This window comes from Candidatus Zixiibacteriota bacterium, from assembly GCA_035380245.1.
GTDB lineage: Bacteria > Zixibacteria > MSB-5A5 > GN15 > FEB-12 > DAOSXA01.
In genome coordinates this window covers 1,269,756-1,290,251 of sequence record DAOSXA010000002.1, presented here as the reverse complement: position 1 = coordinate 1,290,251, position 20,496 = coordinate 1,269,756, and the positions used below count along the sequence as shown (strand labels likewise).

Genomic DNA, 20,496 nt, shown 5'->3' with positions numbered 1-20,496 from the left:
GAAGCCCCGTGAACGTAGAAACCCGACGATCATAGTCTTGGTGCTCCACCCCTCGGGTGGAATTGGGGATTGCGAAGCGAAGTTTCGACGATTGACTGTAACGCGGAGCAGCTGGGTTTGTTTATAGGTTTGTCAACAATCCCTTTCGCGGGAAAGACGTTCTCCGGGGTGTGCTGCTGCAGGGGCAGACGAGACGTCTGCCGCCCACCAATCAGATAGCCCGTAGCGCGGGTTCGTCTTCGAACCCGCGTTTTCAGCATGGGAAAACAATTCGAGGCTGTGGGTAAACGTGAACAGGCAGATTCGAAGACGGATCTGCGCTACGGTGGGAGTAACCTCAGCCGGTGCCCTTCCCCTCGGGTGGAATTGGGCATCGCGATACTTCTTGTCGTTTATGTTACACATTGCGCATTGACAGAATTGTCTATCTCGGTTATTATTAAATTAACAAATGTAGGGACATCTTTCGTCTTCTACTTAGAGAGGTGATTCTAAGTATTTTCGAAAGGGGAGATACTGCTATGACGAGACATTCAATCCTGACGGCGCTGCTGCTGTTGTTTCTTATCCCAATCACGACAGCCGGACAAACCATCACCCTCGATCATTTTGATGGTGTAATCTACGACAACATATTGCAGGTCGATACGACCGTAAGTTTCTATTTCCGTTATACGACCGGCTCTGAATCCATTGGAGGAATCGTTAACGGTTATCGTATCTATTCGCCCGATGGCGCTTCCTGGACTACCTCCGAGATCGACACCGTGGGTGAACTCGGCGGTGCTATGCTCGATCTTGGTGTCTTTCTCTTCAAATGGCCCGGCAACGGCTCCGATACCGTTTCCTGTGCCGGTATGGTTATGGTCGGTGAGGGCATCCCGGCCGGTTTCGATGATGTTTCACTCGCGATTCGTCTCGGACCGTTGAGCGAGGAGGACTACGGCAAACGCATCTGCATTGACTCTTGTTTTTTCCGACCCTCTAATCGCTGGATTTGGATCAACGATAACTCTGAGCAGATAACTCCGGCCTGGGGCGGACCGTATTGTGGTATTGTCGCCGGTTCGGATACTCAACCGCTGGACCTCGACGGTGACGGCGTCGCCGATTACCTGGATAACTGCTTGTCGGTCGCCAATGCCGACCAGGCCGATATCGACAACGATGGTATCGGGGATGCGTGCGATAATTGCACCGATACGGACCTCGACGGTTACGGCAATCCCGGTTACGACAACGAATGCCCGACTGACAACTGCCCCGATCTGGCCAACGTCGACCAGGCTGACTACGACGGCGACGGCATCGGCGATGCCTGCGATGAATGTACCGACACCGACGGTGATGGCTACGGCGATCCCGGTTTTGACAACCAGTGTCCCGAGGACAATTGCCCCGATATTTACAATCCGGATCAAGCGGATGTGGATAACGACGATATCGCTGATGTCTGTGATCACTGTGTGGATGAAGACGGCGACGGTTATGGCTACGGGAGTGCATATCCCGTGACGTGCAACAGAGACAACTGCCCTCAGGTTTATAATCCGGATCAGGCTGATTCCGACGGTGACGGCGTCGGTGATGCGTGTGACAATTGTCACGATCGTGATCGGGATGGTTTTGGTGATCCCGGCTATGAAGAGGATCTCTGCCCTGAGGATAACTGCCCCTATATTGCCAATCCGGGACAGGAGGACAGCAATGGTGACGGGATAGGTGACGCCTGCTGCTGCGAGCTTCGCGGCGATGCCGACCATGATAACCAGCTTTCGATATCGGATATAGTCTTCTGGGTTGAATGGGCCTTCAATGGTGGGCCGGCGCCACAATGCCTGCTGGAGTTGGACATCAACGGTGATTACAGTGTTGATATCGCTGATCTGGTCGCGTTGATCTCATACATGTTCCAGGAGAGCACACCACCGCTTCCCTGCCCGTAGACATCGAGACTCTGTCGCTGAACCCATAGGGCAGGCCCGTCTTCGAGCCTGCCCTTTCAATTGACGGCTGTGTGGCCAGCTCCTTGAGGGCTGTTGCAAAAGTCACATGCGTGGATGTGCGGATATTCTGCAGACCATGTTCATAAATGCGGACGATACAAGGCCGCCCGCTACGCGAGGTTAAGGTTCTTCAACGCGTAGCGGCGGGGCTTGCCTCCGCCGCGATTGAGGTTTGCCAACAATCCCTTTCGCAGGAATGACGTTCGTGAGTGCGCTGTCGAAAACGTTGTTCTCTCCGGGACCAGACCTACGAGCCTATAATGAGTGACCGTCAGTAACTCGATCTTAATGCCCTCATTCATCACAAATTCCATCTCGACCCTAAAAAATGTTTTGACAGGATTAAAATTTTTTCTATATTGGTCGAAACCAAAAGGATAATTACGTCGTAAATCGACTTTAATGATTCGTTTCTAACCATAGCCGCGCCTTTGAAAGGAAAGGTACCTGAATGTCTAAGGTGAATTACATGTGCATCATCGGCCTTAATGGTACATATAGCGGCGTGAGGTGTAAGAAACGCTTGTGAATTGTTTCACTAAAATCGGAGTTTACACCCGCCGCACCAAGATCAGGTTCGGCGGGTTTTTTATTGGCCGTCCCGTCGAATGAATTGGCCACTGGAATAAACTAAGTATCTGAAAGACAAGACAATGAGCGCTGAATTCTTTGAAGACGAAAAGACCGCCGCTGAGCGCGATATCCCCTCGCGTAAAGCCTTCAGCGGACTGCTGCCGCTTCTGAAAGAGCATAAGTACGATCTAGTCTTCTGCCTGGTGCTGTTGGCGACGGGAACGATCCTTTCGGTCTATTGGCCGATTCTGCTTAAGGACGCGGTTGATATTGACATAAAGTCGCATGATTTCCATGGGCTCCTTATGACGGCGTCGCTGATTATCATCATCCAGGTCGGTACAATCGTGATGCAATACTTCCAGCGCATCAAGCTGGAAACGATCGGCCAGGCGGTGATGGTCACGCTCAAGCGTAAGCTGTTCGATCACGTGCTGTCGCTGGATGTGTCGTTTTTCGACCGCAATCCGGTCGGCCGTTTACTTGCCCGGATCGAGTCCGACACCGAGTCGTTACGCATGTTGTTTACCAACACGGTGGTACTGGTGGTGGGGGACTTGCTCCTCGTAGCCGGTATTTACGCCGTGATGTTTTACTATAGCTGGCATCTCGCGTCGCTGTTAATCATCGTTGTGCCGATCATCGCCGCCCTCGTGGTGATATTCGAAAGGAAAACCACCAGGCGATTTCTGAACGTTCGCAAAAAGATGGCTGAAGTCACAGCCACTCTGACTGAGTTTTTACAGTCGATGTCGATCGTACAGATCTTCCATCGCGGCAGTTATGCCCGTCGACGTGTCGATCTGGCCAACAAAGCTAAGTTCGATGAGGATGTGTACGTCAACGTGGCGGTTATCATATTCTTTAACCTGGTTTTCTTCTTCGAGTCGGTCATGTTCGCCGTTGTGATTTATTTCGGCGATAAATGGCGCCATGCAGAACTACTCACCTCCGGTACGATCATTATGTTCATCATTCTGATCTGGCGATCCTATGATCCTATCTGGCGTGTCTCGGAGCAGTTGTCGACGATTCAGAAGGCGATTGCCGGTGCAAAGCGCATCTTCGCGTTGCTCTCTGAACCGCAATGCCTGCCCGATCCGGAACAGCCGGTTGCCTGGGGCGGCCTCAAAGAGGCGATCCGGTTCGAAAACGTCTGGTTCAGCTATACCGGCGATAACAACTGGGCGTTGAAGGATGCCACTTTCGAAATAACGAAGGGCAAACGCATGGCTCTGGTGGGTGTAACCGGCGGCGGCAAAACTACGATCATCAGCCTGCTGCTGCGGCTTTATGACCCACAGCGCGGCCGGATAACCGTCGACGGGATCGACATTCGGAAAATCAGAAAAGCCGATCTGCGTCGGCAATTTGCCCTCGTGTTGCAGGATATCTTCCTGTTCCCGGGCGATGTCGGCTCGAACATTTCTCTCGATGCCGAAGGTGTCGATGAAACCCGGATCAAAACTGCCGCGAAAACGGTCGATGCCGATCGTTTCATCGGCAAGCTCGAGGACGGCTATGCCACCGAAGTGTCGGAAAAAGGCTCGAACTTCAGCCGCGGCGAGCGGCAGTTGCTCTCGTTCGCGCGAGCCCTGGCTTCCAATCCGGATATCCTGCTCCTCGACGAGGCGACCAGCTCGGTTGATCCCGAAACGGAGCGGACCATCCAGGCCTCGCTCAAAAAGCTGATGAGCGGCCGGACCTCGATTATCGTGGCCCATCGGCTCTCGACGATTCTTGATGTTGACCAGATTATGGTCATTCGCCGCGGCGAGATAATCGAGCGCGGCAGCCATACCGAACTGATCCTGGCGAACGGCTATTATTCAAAGCTGTTCCACCTGCAGTTCAAACATCGAAACGGAGTTACAGCAAATGCTGGATAAGATAAAATGGTTCTATAGATACTACCGGCGCTATCGCTACGTTCTGGCGGTGTTGCTTATTTTAACCCCGGTACAGGTAGCATTTCAGGTGTCGATCCCACGCCTGATAGGATGGAGTATCGACTACTTCGATAAAGATACCGTTCCGGACGACGTCGTTGCCGTCTGGCTGGCGGATATCGGTGCTTCATTCGGTCTCGGGGTGGCGGCGACGCTCGCTCTGACCGTTGTGCTGTTTGGCGGGGTATCGTGCCTGCTTTATGCGTTCGTTCAGAGTCATCGCGCCTGGATGAACCTGCGGCTGGAATGGCTCTTCCGACAGGATGCTTTTGACCGTACCACCGACAAAGGCCCGAACTTTTTCAATAAATTTCGGACCGGCGATCTGGTTACGCGCATGACCGATGATGTTGCCGAGAAGCTATCATGGTTTGCCTGTTCCGGGATATTCCGGCTTTACGAGGCGTTGTTGTTGGTGACTTTCACGTTGATCATGATGGCCACGATCGATACCCGTTTAATGCTCTGGTCGGTCGGACCGCTGCCGGTGCTGATTGTCATTTTCTTTATCAGCGCCACCGTGCTCGACAAACGGTACGAGCATTTGCAGAAGCGGATATCACACTTCAACGACGTCATGGAAGCCTGCTTTTCCGGTATCCGAGTGGTTAAAGCCTACGTGCGTGAGAAAGCCCAGAAGGCTTCTTTCGACGAGGCCGTCTACGACCGTCGCGATGCCGAGATCGCAACCGTCAAGGCACAGACCGTGGTCGAGTCGATGTATTTCTACATCTGGCAACTCGGCATCGTGATCGTGCTGGTCGCCGGCGGTTACATGGCTATCAATGCCGATCTCTCGACCGGAAAACTTGGTGCGTTCGTGTATTACACGGTTTACCTGATCTTTCCGATGTTCGACATCGGCCAGTTCCTGGTCAAGTCGCGTCAGTCGGCGATCTCGATCAACCGTCTGGTTGAACTCGAAGAAGTTCACCCGATGGTCGTCGAGGGAGACTCGGAAGGTCCCAATGGTTCCGGCGGATCTGGTAGTCCCGAAGATTCCAATTCCCCGGTCCAGGGCGGACTGGTGTTCGACCGTGTCGAGTTCAACTTCCCGGGATCACCGAGGAAGATTATCGATACCATCTCTTTCGAGATCGCACCCGGGCAGACGATTGCTCTGGTCGGACGAGTCGGCAGCGGCAAAACCTGGCTGGTCAACATGGTGCCGCGTCTGGTCGATCCGACCGGTGGTACGATTAAGCTCGACGGCCGTGACCTGAAGGAATTCCAGCTCGAAGACCTGCGTCGTAACATCGGTTATGTCCCGCAGGAACCGGCCTTGTTCTCGGATACGGTCCGGAACAATATCACCTTCGGGCGTAAGGAAGTCGATCAGGCGCTTCTGGACTGGGCTATCGAAGTGGCCCAGCTCAAGGACGAAATCGCGACTTTCCCGGATGGTCTCGAGACCGCTATCGGCACTCGCGGTATGTCCATTTCGGGCGGCCAGAAACAGCGGCTCGCACTGGCTCGGGCGCTGGTCGGGAAACCGCGCATCCTGATCCTCGATGACTGCACTTCGGCGCTCGATTCGAGCACCGAAACCGCTCTCTGGGATCGCCTGCACGAAGTGATGCCGGGAATGACCGCATTGTTGATCACCCATCGGCCCGACACTCTTCAGAAAGCCGACCAGGTGATCGTGCTCGGCGAAGGGAAGATCGTCGAGCAGGGAAAACATGACCAGTTGGTGAAGTCCGACGGCGAATATGCCCGTATCTATCGGCGCTATCAACTGGCGGAAGAAATAGGGGCCTAGAGTTTCGCGGCCTCTTTACGCAAAGCGGGGTAGCCTTGTCCGGGCTACCCCCTTCCCATTTTACCCTAAATAAAACACCCGGGGACCGAAGCCGCCGGGTGCTGAGAGGAAGTGCTCCATCGGAGCAGAACTGAATTACTGTGGCGGGCTGTTTTTTCGTTTGTTCTGGCCGGCCATGAAGGCGTAGATCAGGAAGCCGATTCCCGCAAACAGGAACATCAGGCCGACCGTGCCTTCTTCTGAAATGTACCGGGGGAACCACCAGCTCAGTAATGCCGCCACACCGATCCCTATCAGGATCATACCCCATTTCACGTTCGAGAGAATTCGCGCATCGGGTGTTTCATGGTAGAGAAACTTGACGTTTTCGTTGACCTTGTCGCGTTCGATCAGTTGCTTTTTGACCTTATAGTCCAGCACCAGTTTGACCGTATAGACACCCGAGCCGAATATGATCAGGGGAATCAGGGCTTCCACAAGCTGTGAACTCATAATACTAACTCCTTGTCTTCGATTTTATCTCTTCTGTCAGGATCAGACCGGTTGTATCGAGAAAGGTTGCATCGATAACCATGTTTTTTTATGCAACAAAAGCTGTCCTGGCCGGTCCGATTACGTAGACTAATGTATGACCGAAGACAGGTCGGAAATTCAGAAGGTGGTAGCCGGAGACCGGCAGGCGATTCGCCGGTTCATCGAGCAATACCGTAAGCTGGTGACTCATATTGTGTTCAAGATGATACCATCGGAACATGATCGCGAGGACGTTTGCCAGAACGTCTTTATGAAACTGTTCGAGAATCTTCCCGGCTTTCGGTTCGAGTCCAAAATGTCGACCTGGATCGGCCGGATCGCCTACAACCAGAGTTTGAATTTCCTCGACAAAATGAAAGTACCGCTTTTCGAGGACCTGGTCGACGAGGACCGAACGGTGGATTCGGTTTCGGCCGAGATTGCCGATCCGCACGATCTGGCCGAACAGGCCGACACCGCCGACCGGATCCGGTGCGAAATCGAAAAACTGTCGCCGCCTTATCGGACCATTCTGACGTTGTACCATCTCGATGAGATGTCGTATAATGAAATAGGCGACATCATGAAGCTGCCCGAAGGGACCGTGAAAAGTTATTTGTTCCGGGCCCGGCGACAACTCAAGGAACGACTGCTGGCCCGCTATGGGTCGGAGGAACGCTGGCAATGAGACATCTGACTGATGATGAAATACAGGACTATCTCGACACCGGGTTGAACGCGATAGCAGTGGAGCAACATCTGGCCGAGTGCAGCGACTGTCGCGAGGCGGTGGCGGCATATCGCCTGATCTATACCGCTGCGGCGGAGGAACCCGAGATCGAACTTTCGGCGCAGTTCACCGACCGCCTGGTGGAGCGGGCCGTTATCGCGGCAAAGCCGGAGATTGTTCCCGCATCGTCGTCTTCCCGGTCGTATGCCGGAGTTTTTTGGGCGGCCGGAGTGGCGGTCATGCTGGCGGTTCTTTATTACTTCACCAACAGTTTCGATGTGATATCGCAACTGGGTATCGAGTACTGGACCAAATTCAGCGAATGGACCGCGCTGATGCCTTCGTGGACGGCTTTGTGGGAGAAGATAGGCATCCGTCCCGATTTGATTCTGGTGCCGATTATCATCCTGGCCTTGTTCGGTGTGCTGGACCATGCTCTTCGCACCGCCCGCCGAGGCAAGGCTATGTTCCTGGCCTAGCAGCCGTTCACGGAACATCTTTCCCGCGAAAGGCAGGAATCCATCTTAATCTTTTTGGCGTTTTACCCCTCCAGTGGAATTTGCGATGCGAGGTTCCGATAGCATTCTTTCGAGCTTTCAGCTCGATATGAGGTCAAAACTGCACGAGTTTTGACCTGCTCAAGACCACCAATGTTTGTCACCGATAGCGGAGTTTGAGGGCGAGAATAACCGCGGTCAGGGCCAGAGTAACAGTGTTGGTCAGGATGACCGGCAACGAGGAAATCATCACGCCGTAAACCAGCCAAAGAACAACACCACTGCTGAAAGCGAGATACATCGAGAGAGAAAGGTCATGGGTGGATCGCGACCGCCAGGTTTTCAGAACCTGCGGCAGGAACGAGACCGTTGTCAGGGCGCCGGCGATCAACCCTATGATGGTTTTTGTGTCCATAACAGGGTAGATGATACCGGACGGGAGATCGTGCGGTCAAGAGAAATCGGCAGGCTTTGTTTTTGTTCCATATCAGGAGCTTTTTGAATATCAACGGTTTCTTGTATGTAAGTGGTAAGCGCAGATTTGAGGACGGACCTGTGCTGCGATATTTTGATTTGTTTCTCCCACCCAAGGGATGGAGCACCTTTGTCCGAAACTTACAGGTATATCCCACCCGTGGGCGGGCGGGTTGAAAAAGTCATACGCTCGGATATTCAGTAAAAACACATCTGTAATGCGGGCGACACAAGGCCGCCCGCTACGCGAGGTCAGGGCTCTTTAACGCGTAGCGGCAGGGCTTGTCTCCGTCGCGATAGAGGTTTGTCATCAATCCCTGGACGGGCGGGCCACCAAACGGTTATTGGTCTCCTCCTCGGGGACGAATGGGCCAACACCCGCGGATGATTGAACCCTGATTTATGTTTTTCGACTAATTAGAGCTTGTTTTTGGAACCGGAAGGGGCAAAAGGGGTTTATTTATATGGTAGATACGCCGGTAAGGCCCGGACAGAATCTTCTTGCCAAACCGGAATATGACCGTATATTGATTGGCTGCGAATTCCGATAACGGAATAAGTCGCTAAAAATGAAAGTATTGTTGACTAAGATAAAGGCGGTACAAAAGTGAAACCTGGAATTCATCCGGAATACCAAGAAGTAGAAATCACTTGTGCCTGCGGCGCTAAATATCCGACCCGGTCAACTCGTAAGTCGATCAACGTGGAAATCTGTGCTGCTTGCCACCCGTTCTTCACGGGCAAGCAGAAGTTGATCGATACGGCCGGTCGTGTCGAGCGGTTCCGCCGCAAGTACGCTAAAGTGCAGAAGCAGGGTTAGCTCAGCTAATTCTCACAAGTCCGGGCAGGCGGTGCGTATAACAGATAAGGCGCCGCCTGCTGTTTTATAACGGACCGGGCGCAAGAAGAGACTCTTGACGACAACCAGTTTGGAAATGATGCATGCCTGATCTTGATGTTGGCGGCCAGGCCGTAATCGAAGGTGTAATGATGCGCTCCTCCGACCGGGTGGCGACCGCGGTGCGGGTGCCGGACGGGACGATAAAGGTCAAGGTGGATCCTTATCTGCCGCTGGCCAAGCGCAAGAAATGGCTCAATATCCCTATTCTTCGGGGAGCGGTGGCATTCGTGGAAATGCTGATCCTCGGCATCAAGACGCTGAATTTCTCGGCCGATGTGGCGATCCAGGAGCAGGAAAAGCTCGACGCCGAAGAGAAGGGCGAAACTTACGAGGGGAAAGAAAAAAAGACCAACGGCTTCATGCTGGCGATAACGGCGTTGTTTTCTTTGGCCGTGGGGATTTTTATTTTCTTCTTCCTGCCGTTGGCGATTTCCAACTATTTCAACATCGACCGCAACGCCGTATGGTTCAATCTGGCCGCGGGTGGAATCAGGCTGGTATTGTTTCTGGGTTATGTCTGGGGCATTTCTTATTTCAGCGAGTTCAAACGGATTTTTCAATATCACGGTGCGGAGCACAAGTCGATCTATGCTTACGAATCGGGCGATGAGCTTATCCCGGAACGGGCGGCCCTGCATACCCGTCTGCATCCCCGCTGTGGGACTTCGTTCATTCTGATCGTGGCGTTGATAGCGATATTCATCTACGCCATATCGGACTCGATTTATGCCGCGATAACCGGCGGCCCGCCGACATTGCCCACCCGGTTTGCGGTGCATTTTTCGCTCCTGCCGATCGTGGCGGGCGGGTCTTACGAGTTGCTCAAGCTCTCCGGCAAAACGCGCGACAACAAGTTGACCCAGTTTTTGATCAAGCCGGGGCTGTGGTTACAGTTGATTACCACCAAAGAGCCCTCGGCCGACCAGCTCGAGGTGGCGATCGTGGCGCTTGAGGCCTCATTGGGCCGGACTGAAACACGCTTCCCGGCGGAACGAATCGGCGCTTCATAGCGGCCTTTTTGTTGCCCGCGAAGATTTCTTATCATACCCTGTCAATATCCATTTTGTTAAGAGGCGAATTGTGCTTGAGATGGTAGAGCAGCTTCGCAAGAAGCTCGATGATATAGATCAAAGGATGTCCGATCCGGCGATCGGGTCGGATCAAAGCCGGATGAAAGAGCTGGGCCGGGAGCGCCGCCGAGTGGCGGAAATGCTGGAAGTCGGGGAGAAATACCGGGCTGTCGTCAAGGCCGTGAACGAGGCTCAGGAAATTATCGACGCCGACGAGGATGAAGAACTGGTGGCAATGGCTCGTGAGGAGTTGGCGGCCAACGAGGAAATACTGCCGGACCTTGAAATGGCCTTTCGGCTCAAACTCCTGCCGCCCGATCCGGCCGATGACCGCGCGGCAATTGTGGAAATCCGAGCCGGGACCGGCGGTGAAGAGGCGGCACTGTTCGCCGGCGACCTTTTCCGTATGTACCAGCGCTATGCCGACCATAAGCATTGGAAGCTGGAGGTGCTTAACTCCAACGAGACCGGCCTTAACGGATTCAAGGAAATCGTGTTTTCGCTCGACGGCGAGGATGCTTACGGCATGATGAAATACGAATCCGGGGTGCATCGGGTGCAGCGTGTGCCGGTGACCGAAACCCAGGGACGGATTCATACTTCGGCGGTTTCGGTAGCGGTGCTGCCGGAAGCGGAAGATGTCGATGTCGAGGTGAAAGAGAGCGAAATCAAGGTCGATGTCTATCGCTCCAGCGGACCGGGGGGGCAGTCGGTGAACACGACCGATTCGGCGGTGCGGATTACGCATTTTCCAACCGGTTTGGTCGTTACCTGCCAGGATGAAAAATCCCAGCACAAGAACAAGGCCAAAGCCCTCAAGGTGCTGCGGGCGCGGTTGTACGACCGGATAATCGAGGAACAACGGCAGAAAGTGGACGCCGAACGGCGCTCGATGGTTTCGACCGGGGATCGTTCGGCCAAGATTCGCACGTACAATTTTCCGCAATCACGCGTGACCGATCATCGGATAAATCTAACGCTTTATAAACTCGAACCGGTGCTCGGCGGTGATGTCGATTTGCTTATCGAACCGTTGCGTGAGCACGACCAGCAACGACGTCTTAACCTTCAGGAAGTATAAATATCTGTTGAGGAATCATGAAAGCCGTCAGGATAATCATCGCCGTTGTTTTAACTTCGATAGTGCTGGTGGTCGCCGGCCGTAACTCGCGCGGGCGCTCGGAACCGCTTAGCTATGAGGAGAACGGGATATCATTCGAGATGATAACCGTTCCCAAGTGGGAAGAAAAGGGACTGGCGTATATCCCGATCAAAGTTACCGGAGGAGACGGGGACAGCCTTCGCGTGCAGCTTCGTGTGGCAAAATTCAAACAGGATCTGACCACACCGCGAGCGCAGTTTGCTACGGCTCCCATGGGATACGATTCCACGACGGGAGAGTATATTGGTCAAATCCAATGCGGCTCCCGTGGCGGTCGGACATATTGGTATGTCGAGGTCCGCGACCGCGTCGGTGGCTTACGCGCCTCTCTGCTCAACGAGAACGGCGATCCATTTACACTCAAGTTTATCGGGATCGTTCCGGCGTGGATTCTTATCAGCCATATCGTCCTGATGTTCGTCACGGTCTTTTTCGTGGCGCTTTCCGGTGTGCATGCGGTGCAATTTCTTCGCGGTAAGGGGGAGTTGCGACCGATGCTGGTTTCACTCCTGTGGGGAGTGATTGCCGCTTTCCTGGGCGGTTATCCGTTCGGATTCGCGATGAACTGGTATGCCTTCGGGACAATCTGGGAGGGCGTGCCATTCGGGACTGACGCCACCGACAATAAAACACAACTACTGTTCGTGTACATGCTGTTCGTTTTGTTGGCCGGAATCAGAACGCTGACAAAGGGAAAAATCGGCCGCGATACATATTCGGCGGAAGTTCTCGCGCGGTTCGGAGTCGGGTCGATTTTCGTGATGCTGGCGATCTATCTCATCCCGCATTCGATTCAGTTCAGCCCGGAATTAACTAAAACCGTTTGCTGGAGTTTCATCGGTCTGGTGGCGCTGATTTATTTCGGTGGATTGGCCTTCGGCAACAAAGGGAAAAACGGGCCGCGACGGGCCCGGGCTCGGAAACAGTGATCGAGGATATAGTTCCTTTCGTCCGGCAGCAGGCCGACCGGCTGAAAAAAGTTGGAATCGATCAGGCCAAGACCGAGATCGAATTAATCCTCTGCCATCTGCTGAACTGCGAGCGCTTGCAGCTTTACATGTATGGGGGGGAACAACTTGACGAGTCACATCTCAACCGTTTCGAACAGATCATCCAACACCGGCTGACCCGACATCCGCTTCAGTTTATTCTTCACGAAGCCTGGTTTTACGGCCGGAAATTTTTCGTCAACGAGTCGGTCATGGCGCCCACCCCGGAGACGGAATTGCTCTGTGAACAGGCGGTGGCGCTGGTTAAACAAAAAAAGCTCGTTAACCCGAAAATGCTCGATGTAGGCGTCGGCTCGGGGGTGATTTCGGTCACGATGGCTGCCGAGTTGGGGTATGGATCGGTGGTGGCGCTGGATATCTCTGAGGAAGCCCTCGAGGTGGCCCGAAGGAATGTGGCTGAGTACGGTCTTGCGGAACGAATCGAGCTGCGGCGGTCGGATTATTTCTCAGCCGTGCGGCCGGACGAGAAGTTCGATCTGATCATGTCCAATCCGCCCTATATTACCGATGGTGACTATGTTACGCTCGATCCCGAGGTGCTGGCCGACCCGAAAATAGCCATGACGGCGGGCGAGGACGGCCTTGATGCGATCCGGGTGATTTTACGCGACGCTCCGGATTTCCTCGCACCGGGGGGACGGATCATGTTCGAGATCGGTCTGGGTCAGGCCGAGGCGGTAGCGGATTTGACTGGCGATGACGACCGCTATCGGTCGCTGGTGGTGATCAAGGATTTGAATCAGCGGGATCGGCTGATCGTGCTGGAGTGTGACTGAACGACATGGCGCGGGAGTCGAAAGCCAACAAGCAGGAGCGAGTGCGGGAGATAATCGCCCGGTTACGGGAACATTATCCGGCGGCGAAATGCTCGCTGGACTTCCGCTCGGTGCACCAGTTGATGGTGGCGACGATTTTATCGGCGCAATGCACGGACGAGCGGGTCAACGAGGTCACGAAGACGCTTTTCAAGAAATACCGCTCGATTAAGGATTTCGCCGCGGCAGATATCCGGGAGTTGGAGGAGGACATAAAGCCGACCGGGTTTTTCCGCAACAAGGCGAAGTCGATCAAGCTCTCGGCGCAACAGCTCCTTGAGGAGTACGGCGGGGAGATTCCCCAGACGCTGGATCAACTGACCAAGCTGGCCGGGGTGGGACGCAAGACCGGCTCGGTGATCTTGGGCGTGGGGTTCGGTTTGGCCGAGGGGATCGTGGTCGATACCCACGTGGGGCGGATCAGTCGATTGTTAGGCCTCACGAAAGAAACCGACCCGGTGAAGGTGGAGCGGGACTTGATGAAGTTGGTGCCGAAAGAGGACTGGATCGACTGGTCGCATCTGTTGATCTATCACGGTCGGGCTTTGTGTATCGCCCGCCGTCCCAAATGCGGGGAGTGTTTTCTGGCGCAGGTGTGTCCTTCGTTTTTGCCGTAATGGTCGCTTCAGTCGTTGACACCGGTCAACAGGCGTTTGGTCTGCCAACCAATCTGCTTCTTATAACGAATCCAGTAGAACTCAACCCCTTCAAAAGTCTTTTTGTCGATCACGTCCACCGTAATACCATCGCAAGCGGGGATATTGCCAACTTTCTTTTTGGGCCCCAGGGTAGGGTCAGAAAACAGGTTAATGCCCGTTTGTCTCCACATGTCGGCGTTTTGCGGGTCCAGTTTGCAGAGATCGATAACAATAGTATCAAAGGGCTTGGCCGCCCTTGCCTGCGCCTGCTTCGTCTGGTTGGATTTCTGGTCGGTACTGTCCGACCCGCAACCTGACAAGAGATTGAAAGCAACTATTAACACAACCAGCAAAAGTCTCATTTTAGCCTCCCATCCTACTATCCTCGTAGGGCTTTGCTCAGTTTGATATAAGTGCATAGTATCGCTGCGTGCAACGGATGTCAAACACAAACCCTGTAATACCTGTCGAAGGGATTGATCGGGGAGTCTTGACGTGGTTGTTTTGATCCTACCATGAGATTGGGATGGAGATTAGAGACTAAGCAATTGAAACGATCTGTGAGTCTCCCTTCTACATTGACCTCAGCGCATTGTCGCCCTATATTCTCCGTTTACACAAGGAGACGCCATGCCGACTGATGTCAAATACAAGCAGCCCGAAGTTACCCCCGAAATGGTCGAGGCGCACGGGCTCAATAAAGAAGAACACGAGCGCATCAAACAGATTCTGGGCCGCGAGATGACCTACACCGAGTTAGGGGTGTTTTCGGTCATGTGGTCCGAGCATTGCTCATACAAGAATTCAATCGCCCAGCTCAAAACTCTGCCGCGCGAGGGAGACAATCTGCTCGCCAAGGCGGGGGAAGAAAACGCCGGGGCGGTAGATATCGGCGACGACCTGGCGGTGGTGTTCAAGATCGAGTCGCACAACCATCCATCGGCGGTGGAGCCCTATCAGGGGGCGGCGACCGGCGTCGGCGGCATTCTCCGCGACATTTTTACGATGGGCGCGCGGCCGATTGCCTCGCTCAATTCGCTCCGGTTCGGCTCACCCGACAATCCGCGGGTGCGCTTTCTGGTCGACGGCGTCGTGCGGGGAATCGGCGATTACGGCAACTCTTTCGGTGTTCCGACGGTGGCGGGCGAGGTCTATTTCGACCTGGCTTACACCGGCAATCCGCTGGTTAATGCCATGGCGGTAGGTTTGGTGAAGGCGGACGGAATCATTTCGGCGGTGGCCAAAGGGGCGGGCAATAAACTGATGATTGTCGGTTCCAAGACCGGTCGGGACGGCATCCACGGGGCGACGTTCGCCTCGGAAGAGCTGACCGAGGCCTCACAGGAAAAGCGGCCTTCGGTGCAGATCGGCGACCCGTTTACGGAAAAGCTGCTGCTTGAGGCGACTCTTGAGATCATCGAAAAAGACCTCGTGGTCGGGGTGCAGGATATGGGCGCAGCCGGGATTACCTGTTGTTCGACCGAAATGTCGGCCAAGGGGAAGTCGGGCGTCAATATCGAGATCGATCTGGTGCCGCAACGCGAGCCGGGGATGACCCCGTACGAGATTCTTCTGTCGGAGTCGCAGGAGCGGATGCTGGTCTGCGTCAAACCGGGCAAGGAAGCGGCGATCACGGAAGTGTTCGACAAGTGGGGTTTGGATTCGACCATTATCGGCGAGGTGACCGACGACGGTCTGATGACCGTAACCAAGGCAGGCGAGGTTGTCTCGCAGATTCCGTCGGAAGTGCTGGTGCTGGGCGGCGGCGCACCGGTGTATGTCCGCGAGCAGAAACGCCCGGCCTACATGGATGAATATACCAGACTAAATCTAAGTGAATACCCGCTTGACCGTAACTGGAACAAGGATTTACTATCGCTGCTGGCGGCGCCGAATATCTGTGACAAGGCCTGGGTGTACGACCAGTACGATTCGATGGTCCGCACCTGTACGGCGGTGGGGCCGGGTTCGGACGCGGCGGTGCTGCGGATTCGCAAGACCGACCGGGCGCTGGCCATGACCACCGACTGCAACGGCCGTTATTGTTATATCAATCCCCGCGCCGGGGCGCGCAATGCGGTGGCCGAAGCGGCGCGTAATATCGTCTGCTCCGGCGGTAAGCCGCTGGCGGTGACCAACTGCCTCAACTTCGGCAATCCCTACAAGCCGGAGATATATTATTGCTTCGCCGAGGCCGTGGCCGGAATGGGCGAGGGCTGTCGGGTGTTCGATACACCGGTGACCGGCGGCAACGTGTCATTCTATAACGAGGACCCGCAACGAGCGGTGTTCCCGACGCCGACAATCGGCATGGTCGGACTTATCTCGAACGTGGACCATATAACAACCCAGACTTTCAAGGACGACGGCGACGTGGTGTTCCTGCTCGGCGAAAACAAGGAGCATTTAGGAGCGTCGGAATATCTGCACTGGCTGTTCCAGCAGACGCGCGGCACGGTGCCGGAGGTTGACCTGACGGTGGAGAGGAAACTTCAGGATGCCTTGCTGGAGGCAATTCAAACCGGATTGCTAAAATCGGCGCATGATACGGCCGAGGGCGGTCTGGCCGTAGCGCTGGCGGAAAGTTGCATGTCCGATCGGGAGAAACAGATCGGGGTGACGATCGAGTTGAACGAGAGTATTCGCACCGACTGCCTGTTGTTCGGCGAGACGGTGTCGCGGGTAGTGATAAGCTGTGATCCGGATAAAACCGAGCAGGTGCAGGCGCATTTCGATAAAGCCGGGGTGCCGTGCAAGAAGATCGGTACGGTCGGCGGTGAGCGGTTGAAGATCGACAGTCTGATTGATTGTTCTTTGAAAGAGATGGCTGAAACGTATTTCGAGGCGATGCCGCGATTCATGGACCGGGTGGAGTAGGGCAGGTCTCTCCGAGACCGGCCAAGAATGAACACGGGGCAGACGAGGACGTCTGCCGCCCACGAATTGCTTCGAATCGATAGTCCCACCCGAGGGGTGGGGCACCGTAGGTTGAAGTCGATATTTCCCCACCCGAGGGGTGGGGTGCCGATATCCCGAAATCATGGCGTTGTATATATTTTCAGATGCCCATTTAGGGGCAAACGATCTGCATAAAGAGGCGCTCAAGCTCGCGCGGCTGGAACGCCTGTTTGCGCTCATGCGCGAGGATGCCGACCGAGTGGTGATTCTCGGCGATCTGTTCGATTTCTGGTTCGAGTACAAACACGCCATTCCCAAGGAACATCATGATGTTCTCTGTCGGTTGCGCGACCTGGTGCTCCGAGGCGTGCGAGTCGATTATGTCTCGGGTAATCATGATTTCTGGATGGGGGACTTTTTCCCGAACAAGATCGGTGTGGAGTTGCATCGCGATGGATTCGATTTCGACTACGACGGTAAGAAGGTGCATTGTCTTCACGGCGATGGTCTGGCTAAAAAAGACGGCGGGTATCGTTTTCTCAAATGTATCCTGCGCAATCCGGTCAATATCTGGCTCTATCGCAAGCTGCCGCCGGACTGGGCGATCCCACTGGCCAAGAAAGTGTCGGGCTCCTCGCGCGAGTACACCTCGAAGCGTGACATGGATTTCGTAAGCGATTACGAGGCGTATGCCATGATGAAGTTGAATGAGGGGTTCGATCTGGTCGCGATTGGACATTTACATATCCCGACGATCAAGGGGATCGGAAACGGGGTCTATGTCAACACCGGTGATTTTATCGAGAATTTTTCCTACGCCAAGGTAGTCGACGGCACCACGACACTGGAGTATGTAAGAGACTGAGAACCGGCGGGGGCGGAAATTCATCTTGCGTCAAGTTGTAAGCGTCTTGACCTATCGCCCACAACGACGCCCATGAATCAAATTTTATTACCGCAATCATAAATGAAAAGGCGGATTCGAAGACGGATCCGCCATATAGAATCAAATGCTTTGACGTTGAGAAGTCCGCTTACATCCCCGTCTTGCCGAGAAGACTGAGGGCCTCGTAGCGAGTGGCGGTGCGGCGCATAGCGCCGCGAATCGCGGAAGTAACAATCTTGCTGCCTGGTTTTTTGATCCCCCGCATGGTCAGGCAGAGGTGTTCCGCCTCGACCACCACCAGCACGCCCTTGCACTGAATCGCTTTGACAATCGAGTCGGCAATTTCGGAAGTCATTCGTTCCTGCACCTGAAGCCGCTTGGAGAGAATTTCCACCACTCGAACCATGTTGGAAAAACCGGCCACTTTGTCGTTTTGCGGAATGTAAGCGATGTGGGCTTTGCCGAAAAACGGCAGGAGGTGATGTTCGCACAGGGAATAGAACGAGATGTCCTTGAGAATGATCATCTCGTCCTTGTTTGAAGTCGTATATTTACTCAACTCGGCGGCGGGATCCTCGCGATAACCATCGAGGACCTCCTCGAAATACTCCACCATTCGCTCCGGTGTCCGGACTAATCCCTCACGGTCGAGGTCCTCGCCGATCCCCTCAAGGATCAGCTTGACGCCCTTGGATATTTTCTTCGAATCGAAACCCACTATCAGCCTTCCGGAGTCTCGACCGGTTGCGTCACTTTGGCCTGGTCGCCGCCGGCGCGCCCGATGATTATATCAACTTCATGACTGTCCAGAATCTCCCTATCCAGGAGCGCCTTGGCCAGAGCGTGCAGCTTGTCGATGTTGTCGCGGAGGATTTTTTTAACCGCCCGCTCGGCATCCTCGATAAACCGCTTGGTCTCCTGGTCGATAATTTCGGCGGTCGACTCGGAGTAGTTTTTCTGTTGGCCCATCTCCTTGCCGAGGAAGATATGCTCTTCGGTTTTGCCGAGGGTGACCGGTCCGAGTTTTTCGGACATGCCCCAGTTACAGACCATTTTGCGGGCTAGTGAAGTGGCTCGCTCCAGATCGTTCCCGGCGCCCGTATCGAGTTGGTCAAAAACCATTTGAACTGCTACCCGGCCACCCATGAGGTACGCCAGAGTCGATTTGAGGTATTCCAGGGTATGAGTGTGTCGTTCGTCGACCGGCAACGACTGAGTTACACCGAGAGCCATGCCGCGCGGAATAATCGAAACTTTGTGCAACGGGTCGGCCTTGGGCATGAACTTACCGACCAGAGCGTGTCCAGCTTCGTGATAGGCGATTACTTTTTTCTCATCGTCGGCAATCACCAGCGATTTACGAGCCGCGCCCATAAGAACCTTGTCCTTGGCCTCTTCGAATTCGTCCATGGTCACTGAATTGAGGTTGCGCCGAGCCGCCAGCAGGGCCGCTTCGTTAACCATATTGGCGATATCCGCACCGGACATGCCGGGAGTACCGCGGGCCAGGACCGTCAAGTCGACATCGTCTGCCAATTTGATTTTGCGTACATGGACCTTGAGGATTCCCTCGCGTCCCTTGACGTCGGGAGTGCCGACTACTATCTGGCGATCGAATCGCCCGGGCCGCAACAGGGCCGGGTCGAGCACGTCGGGACGGTTAGTGGCGGCGATCAGAATCACGCCCTCGTTCGATTCGAAACCGTCCATTTCCACCAGGAGCTGGTTAAGCGTCTGTTCCCGCTCGTCGTGACCGCCGCCGAGACCGGCGCCGCGATGACGTCCGACGGCGTCGATTTCATCGATGAAGATAATACACGGAGCATTCTTTTTGCCCTGGTCGAACAGGTCCCGAACCCGGGAAGCACCGACACCGACGAACATCTCCACGAAATCCGAACCGGACATCGAGAAAAACGGTACGCCGGCTTCACCCGCTACCGCGCGGGCCAGGAGCGTTTTACCGGTGCCGGGAGGACCGAGTAAAAGAGCGCCCTTGGGAATTTTCCCGCCCAATTTCTGAAACTTGCCGGGGTCTTTGAGAAATTCGATGATCTCCTCGAGCTCTTCCTTGGCCTCATCGGCGCCGGCGACATCGTTAAACGTTACCCTGGGGCGTTCATCGGTCAACAGTTTGGCCTTGCTTTTACCGAACGAGAAAAGCCCCCTCGGACCGGAGTTGCCCTGCATCTGTCGGAAGAAGAAAAGCCAGATAAATATCAGCAGCGCCCACGGTGCAATCGCCACGACATAGGAGAACAGATCGGGGCCTTTGACCTTGGCGATGATTTTAACGTTTTTATCTTCGAGTCGGTCCACCAGGCGGTAGTTGATATCCTGGAACGGGATACGGGTCTTGAACTCTGAAAAAGTACCGGAGGTGTTGCCGACTGAAAACTCTTTCGGTTGGCGAAGTTTCCCTTCCAGTTCCCGCTCGGTAAAAGTTACCTCGAGGATATTATCGTTGTCCAGTTCGTGAATAAATTCGGTGTAGTTGATTTCGGCGGATTCACGGTCGAAATTGTCATAAAGCGACACGACCACGATCATGATCAAAATCAACCCGACCCAGAACATGATCGTCCGGCCGGAGCCCCTAAGTGGAGAGGGGG

General features: G+C 54.5%; 18 protein-coding genes. 13 read left to right on the top strand and 5 right to left on the bottom strand.

Going from position 1 to position 20,496, the window contains the following annotated elements:
- Window positions 1-521: 521 nt before the first annotated feature.
- The 3 genes from PLF13_10390 to PLF13_10380 all read left to right on the top strand — a co-directional run bounded on the left by PLF13_10390 (window position 522) and on the right by PLF13_10380 (window position 6,290).
- A complete protein-coding gene (locus tag PLF13_10390) occupies window positions 522-1,946 on the top strand; it encodes a thrombospondin type 3 repeat-containing protein (GenBank protein ID HOP07687.1) in 1,425 nt (474 codons plus the stop codon).
- Window positions 1,947-2,659: 713 nt separating this feature from the next.
- Entirely contained in the window at window positions 2,660-4,468 is a 1,809-nt protein-coding gene (locus PLF13_10385; protein HOP07686.1) for an ABC transporter ATP-binding protein, read from the top strand.
- Complete coding sequence (locus tag PLF13_10380; protein ID HOP07685.1) at window positions 4,458-6,290, top strand: ABC transporter ATP-binding protein; 1,833 nt, start codon at window positions 4,458-4,460, stop codon at window positions 6,288-6,290. Before PLF13_10385 ends, PLF13_10380 begins: the two co-directional genes overlap by 11 nt.
- A gap of 135 nt (window positions 6,291-6,425) precedes the next feature.
- Here PLF13_10380 and PLF13_10375 read toward each other — a convergent pair whose 3' ends face one another.
- Window positions 6,426-6,782: a hypothetical protein gene (locus PLF13_10375; protein ID HOP07684.1), complete on the bottom strand. Its 357-nt coding sequence runs from the start codon at window positions 6,780-6,782 to the stop codon at window positions 6,426-6,428.
- A gap of 136 nt (window positions 6,783-6,918) precedes the next feature.
- Between PLF13_10375 and PLF13_10370 the strand changes: the two genes are divergently transcribed.
- Together PLF13_10370 and PLF13_10365 are read left to right on the top strand one after the other, a co-directional pair.
- Window positions 6,919-7,491 carry a sigma-70 family RNA polymerase sigma factor gene (locus PLF13_10370; protein ID HOP07683.1) on the top strand — a complete coding sequence of 191 codons (573 nt, stop codon included), beginning with the start codon at window positions 6,919-6,921 and terminating at the stop codon, window positions 7,489-7,491.
- Window positions 7,488-8,012 (top strand): hypothetical protein, encoded by a 525-nt coding sequence (locus tag PLF13_10365; GenBank protein HOP07682.1) that lies wholly within the window; start codon window positions 7,488-7,490, stop codon window positions 8,010-8,012. The genes PLF13_10370 and PLF13_10365 overlap by 4 nt, the downstream gene beginning before the upstream one ends.
- Before the next feature lie 178 nt (window positions 8,013-8,190).
- Here PLF13_10365 and PLF13_10360 read toward each other — a convergent pair whose 3' ends face one another.
- On the bottom strand, window positions 8,191-8,445 hold the full coding sequence (locus tag PLF13_10360; GenBank protein ID HOP07681.1) for a SemiSWEET transporter: 255 nt from the start codon (window positions 8,443-8,445) through the stop codon (window positions 8,191-8,193).
- A gap of 666 nt (window positions 8,446-9,111) precedes the next feature.
- Here PLF13_10360 and rpmE point away from each other — a divergent pair.
- The 6 genes from rpmE (at window position 9,112) to nth (ending at window position 14,079) form a co-directional block, all read left to right on the top strand.
- Window positions 9,112-9,324 carry a 50S ribosomal protein L31 gene (gene rpmE, locus PLF13_10355; protein HOP07680.1) on the top strand — a complete coding sequence of 71 codons (213 nt, stop codon included), beginning with the start codon at window positions 9,112-9,114 and terminating at the stop codon, window positions 9,322-9,324.
- 122 nt (window positions 9,325-9,446) lie between these two features.
- Window positions 9,447-10,415, top strand: a complete 969-nt coding sequence (locus PLF13_10350; protein HOP07679.1) for a DUF1385 domain-containing protein — start codon at window positions 9,447-9,449, stop codon at window positions 10,413-10,415.
- A gap of 70 nt (window positions 10,416-10,485) precedes the next feature.
- Window positions 10,486-11,556, top strand: a complete 1,071-nt coding sequence (gene prfA, locus PLF13_10345; protein HOP07678.1) for a peptide chain release factor 1 — start codon at window positions 10,486-10,488, stop codon at window positions 11,554-11,556.
- Window positions 11,557-11,573: 17 nt separating this feature from the next.
- Window positions 11,574-12,566 (top strand): hypothetical protein, encoded by a 993-nt coding sequence (locus tag PLF13_10340; protein ID HOP07677.1) that lies wholly within the window; start codon window positions 11,574-11,576, stop codon window positions 12,564-12,566.
- Window positions 12,563-13,423, top strand: a complete 861-nt coding sequence (prmC, locus tag PLF13_10335; GenBank protein HOP07676.1) for a peptide chain release factor N(5)-glutamine methyltransferase — start codon at window positions 12,563-12,565, stop codon at window positions 13,421-13,423. Before PLF13_10340 ends, prmC begins: the two co-directional genes overlap by 4 nt.
- Entirely contained in the window at window positions 13,420-14,079 is a 660-nt protein-coding gene (gene nth / locus PLF13_10330) for an endonuclease III (protein ID HOP07675.1), read from the top strand. The genes prmC and nth overlap by 4 nt, the downstream gene beginning before the upstream one ends.
- Window positions 14,080-14,087: 8 nt before the next feature.
- Here the strand turns inward: nth and PLF13_10325 are convergent, their stop codons facing one another.
- A complete protein-coding gene (locus PLF13_10325; protein HOP07674.1) occupies window positions 14,088-14,462 on the bottom strand; it encodes a hypothetical protein in 375 nt (124 codons plus the stop codon).
- Between the two features lie 268 nt (window positions 14,463-14,730).
- On the opposite strand from PLF13_10325, the gene purL reads away from it, so the two are divergent.
- Together purL and PLF13_10315 are read left to right on the top strand one after the other, a co-directional pair.
- Window positions 14,731-16,977 (top strand): phosphoribosylformylglycinamidine synthase subunit PurL, encoded by a 2,247-nt coding sequence (purL, locus tag PLF13_10320; GenBank protein ID HOP07673.1) that lies wholly within the window; start codon window positions 14,731-14,733, stop codon window positions 16,975-16,977.
- Between the two features lie 163 nt (window positions 16,978-17,140).
- Complete coding sequence (locus PLF13_10315; protein ID HOP07672.1) at window positions 17,141-17,863, top strand: UDP-2,3-diacylglucosamine diphosphatase; 723 nt, start codon at window positions 17,141-17,143, stop codon at window positions 17,861-17,863.
- Between the two features lie 169 nt (window positions 17,864-18,032).
- Here PLF13_10315 and folE read toward each other — a convergent pair whose 3' ends face one another.
- The gene (gene folE, locus PLF13_10310; GenBank protein HOP07671.1) at window positions 18,033-18,602 is read right to left on the bottom strand and encodes a GTP cyclohydrolase I FolE; all 570 of its coding nucleotides are present in this window, start codon (window positions 18,600-18,602) and stop codon (window positions 18,033-18,035) included.
- A gap of 2 nt (window positions 18,603-18,604) precedes the next feature.
- On the bottom strand, window positions 18,605-20,461 hold the full coding sequence (gene ftsH, locus PLF13_10305; GenBank protein HOP07670.1) for an ATP-dependent zinc metalloprotease FtsH: 1,857 nt from the start codon (window positions 20,459-20,461) through the stop codon (window positions 18,605-18,607).
- Window positions 20,462-20,496: the final 35 nt, after the last annotated feature.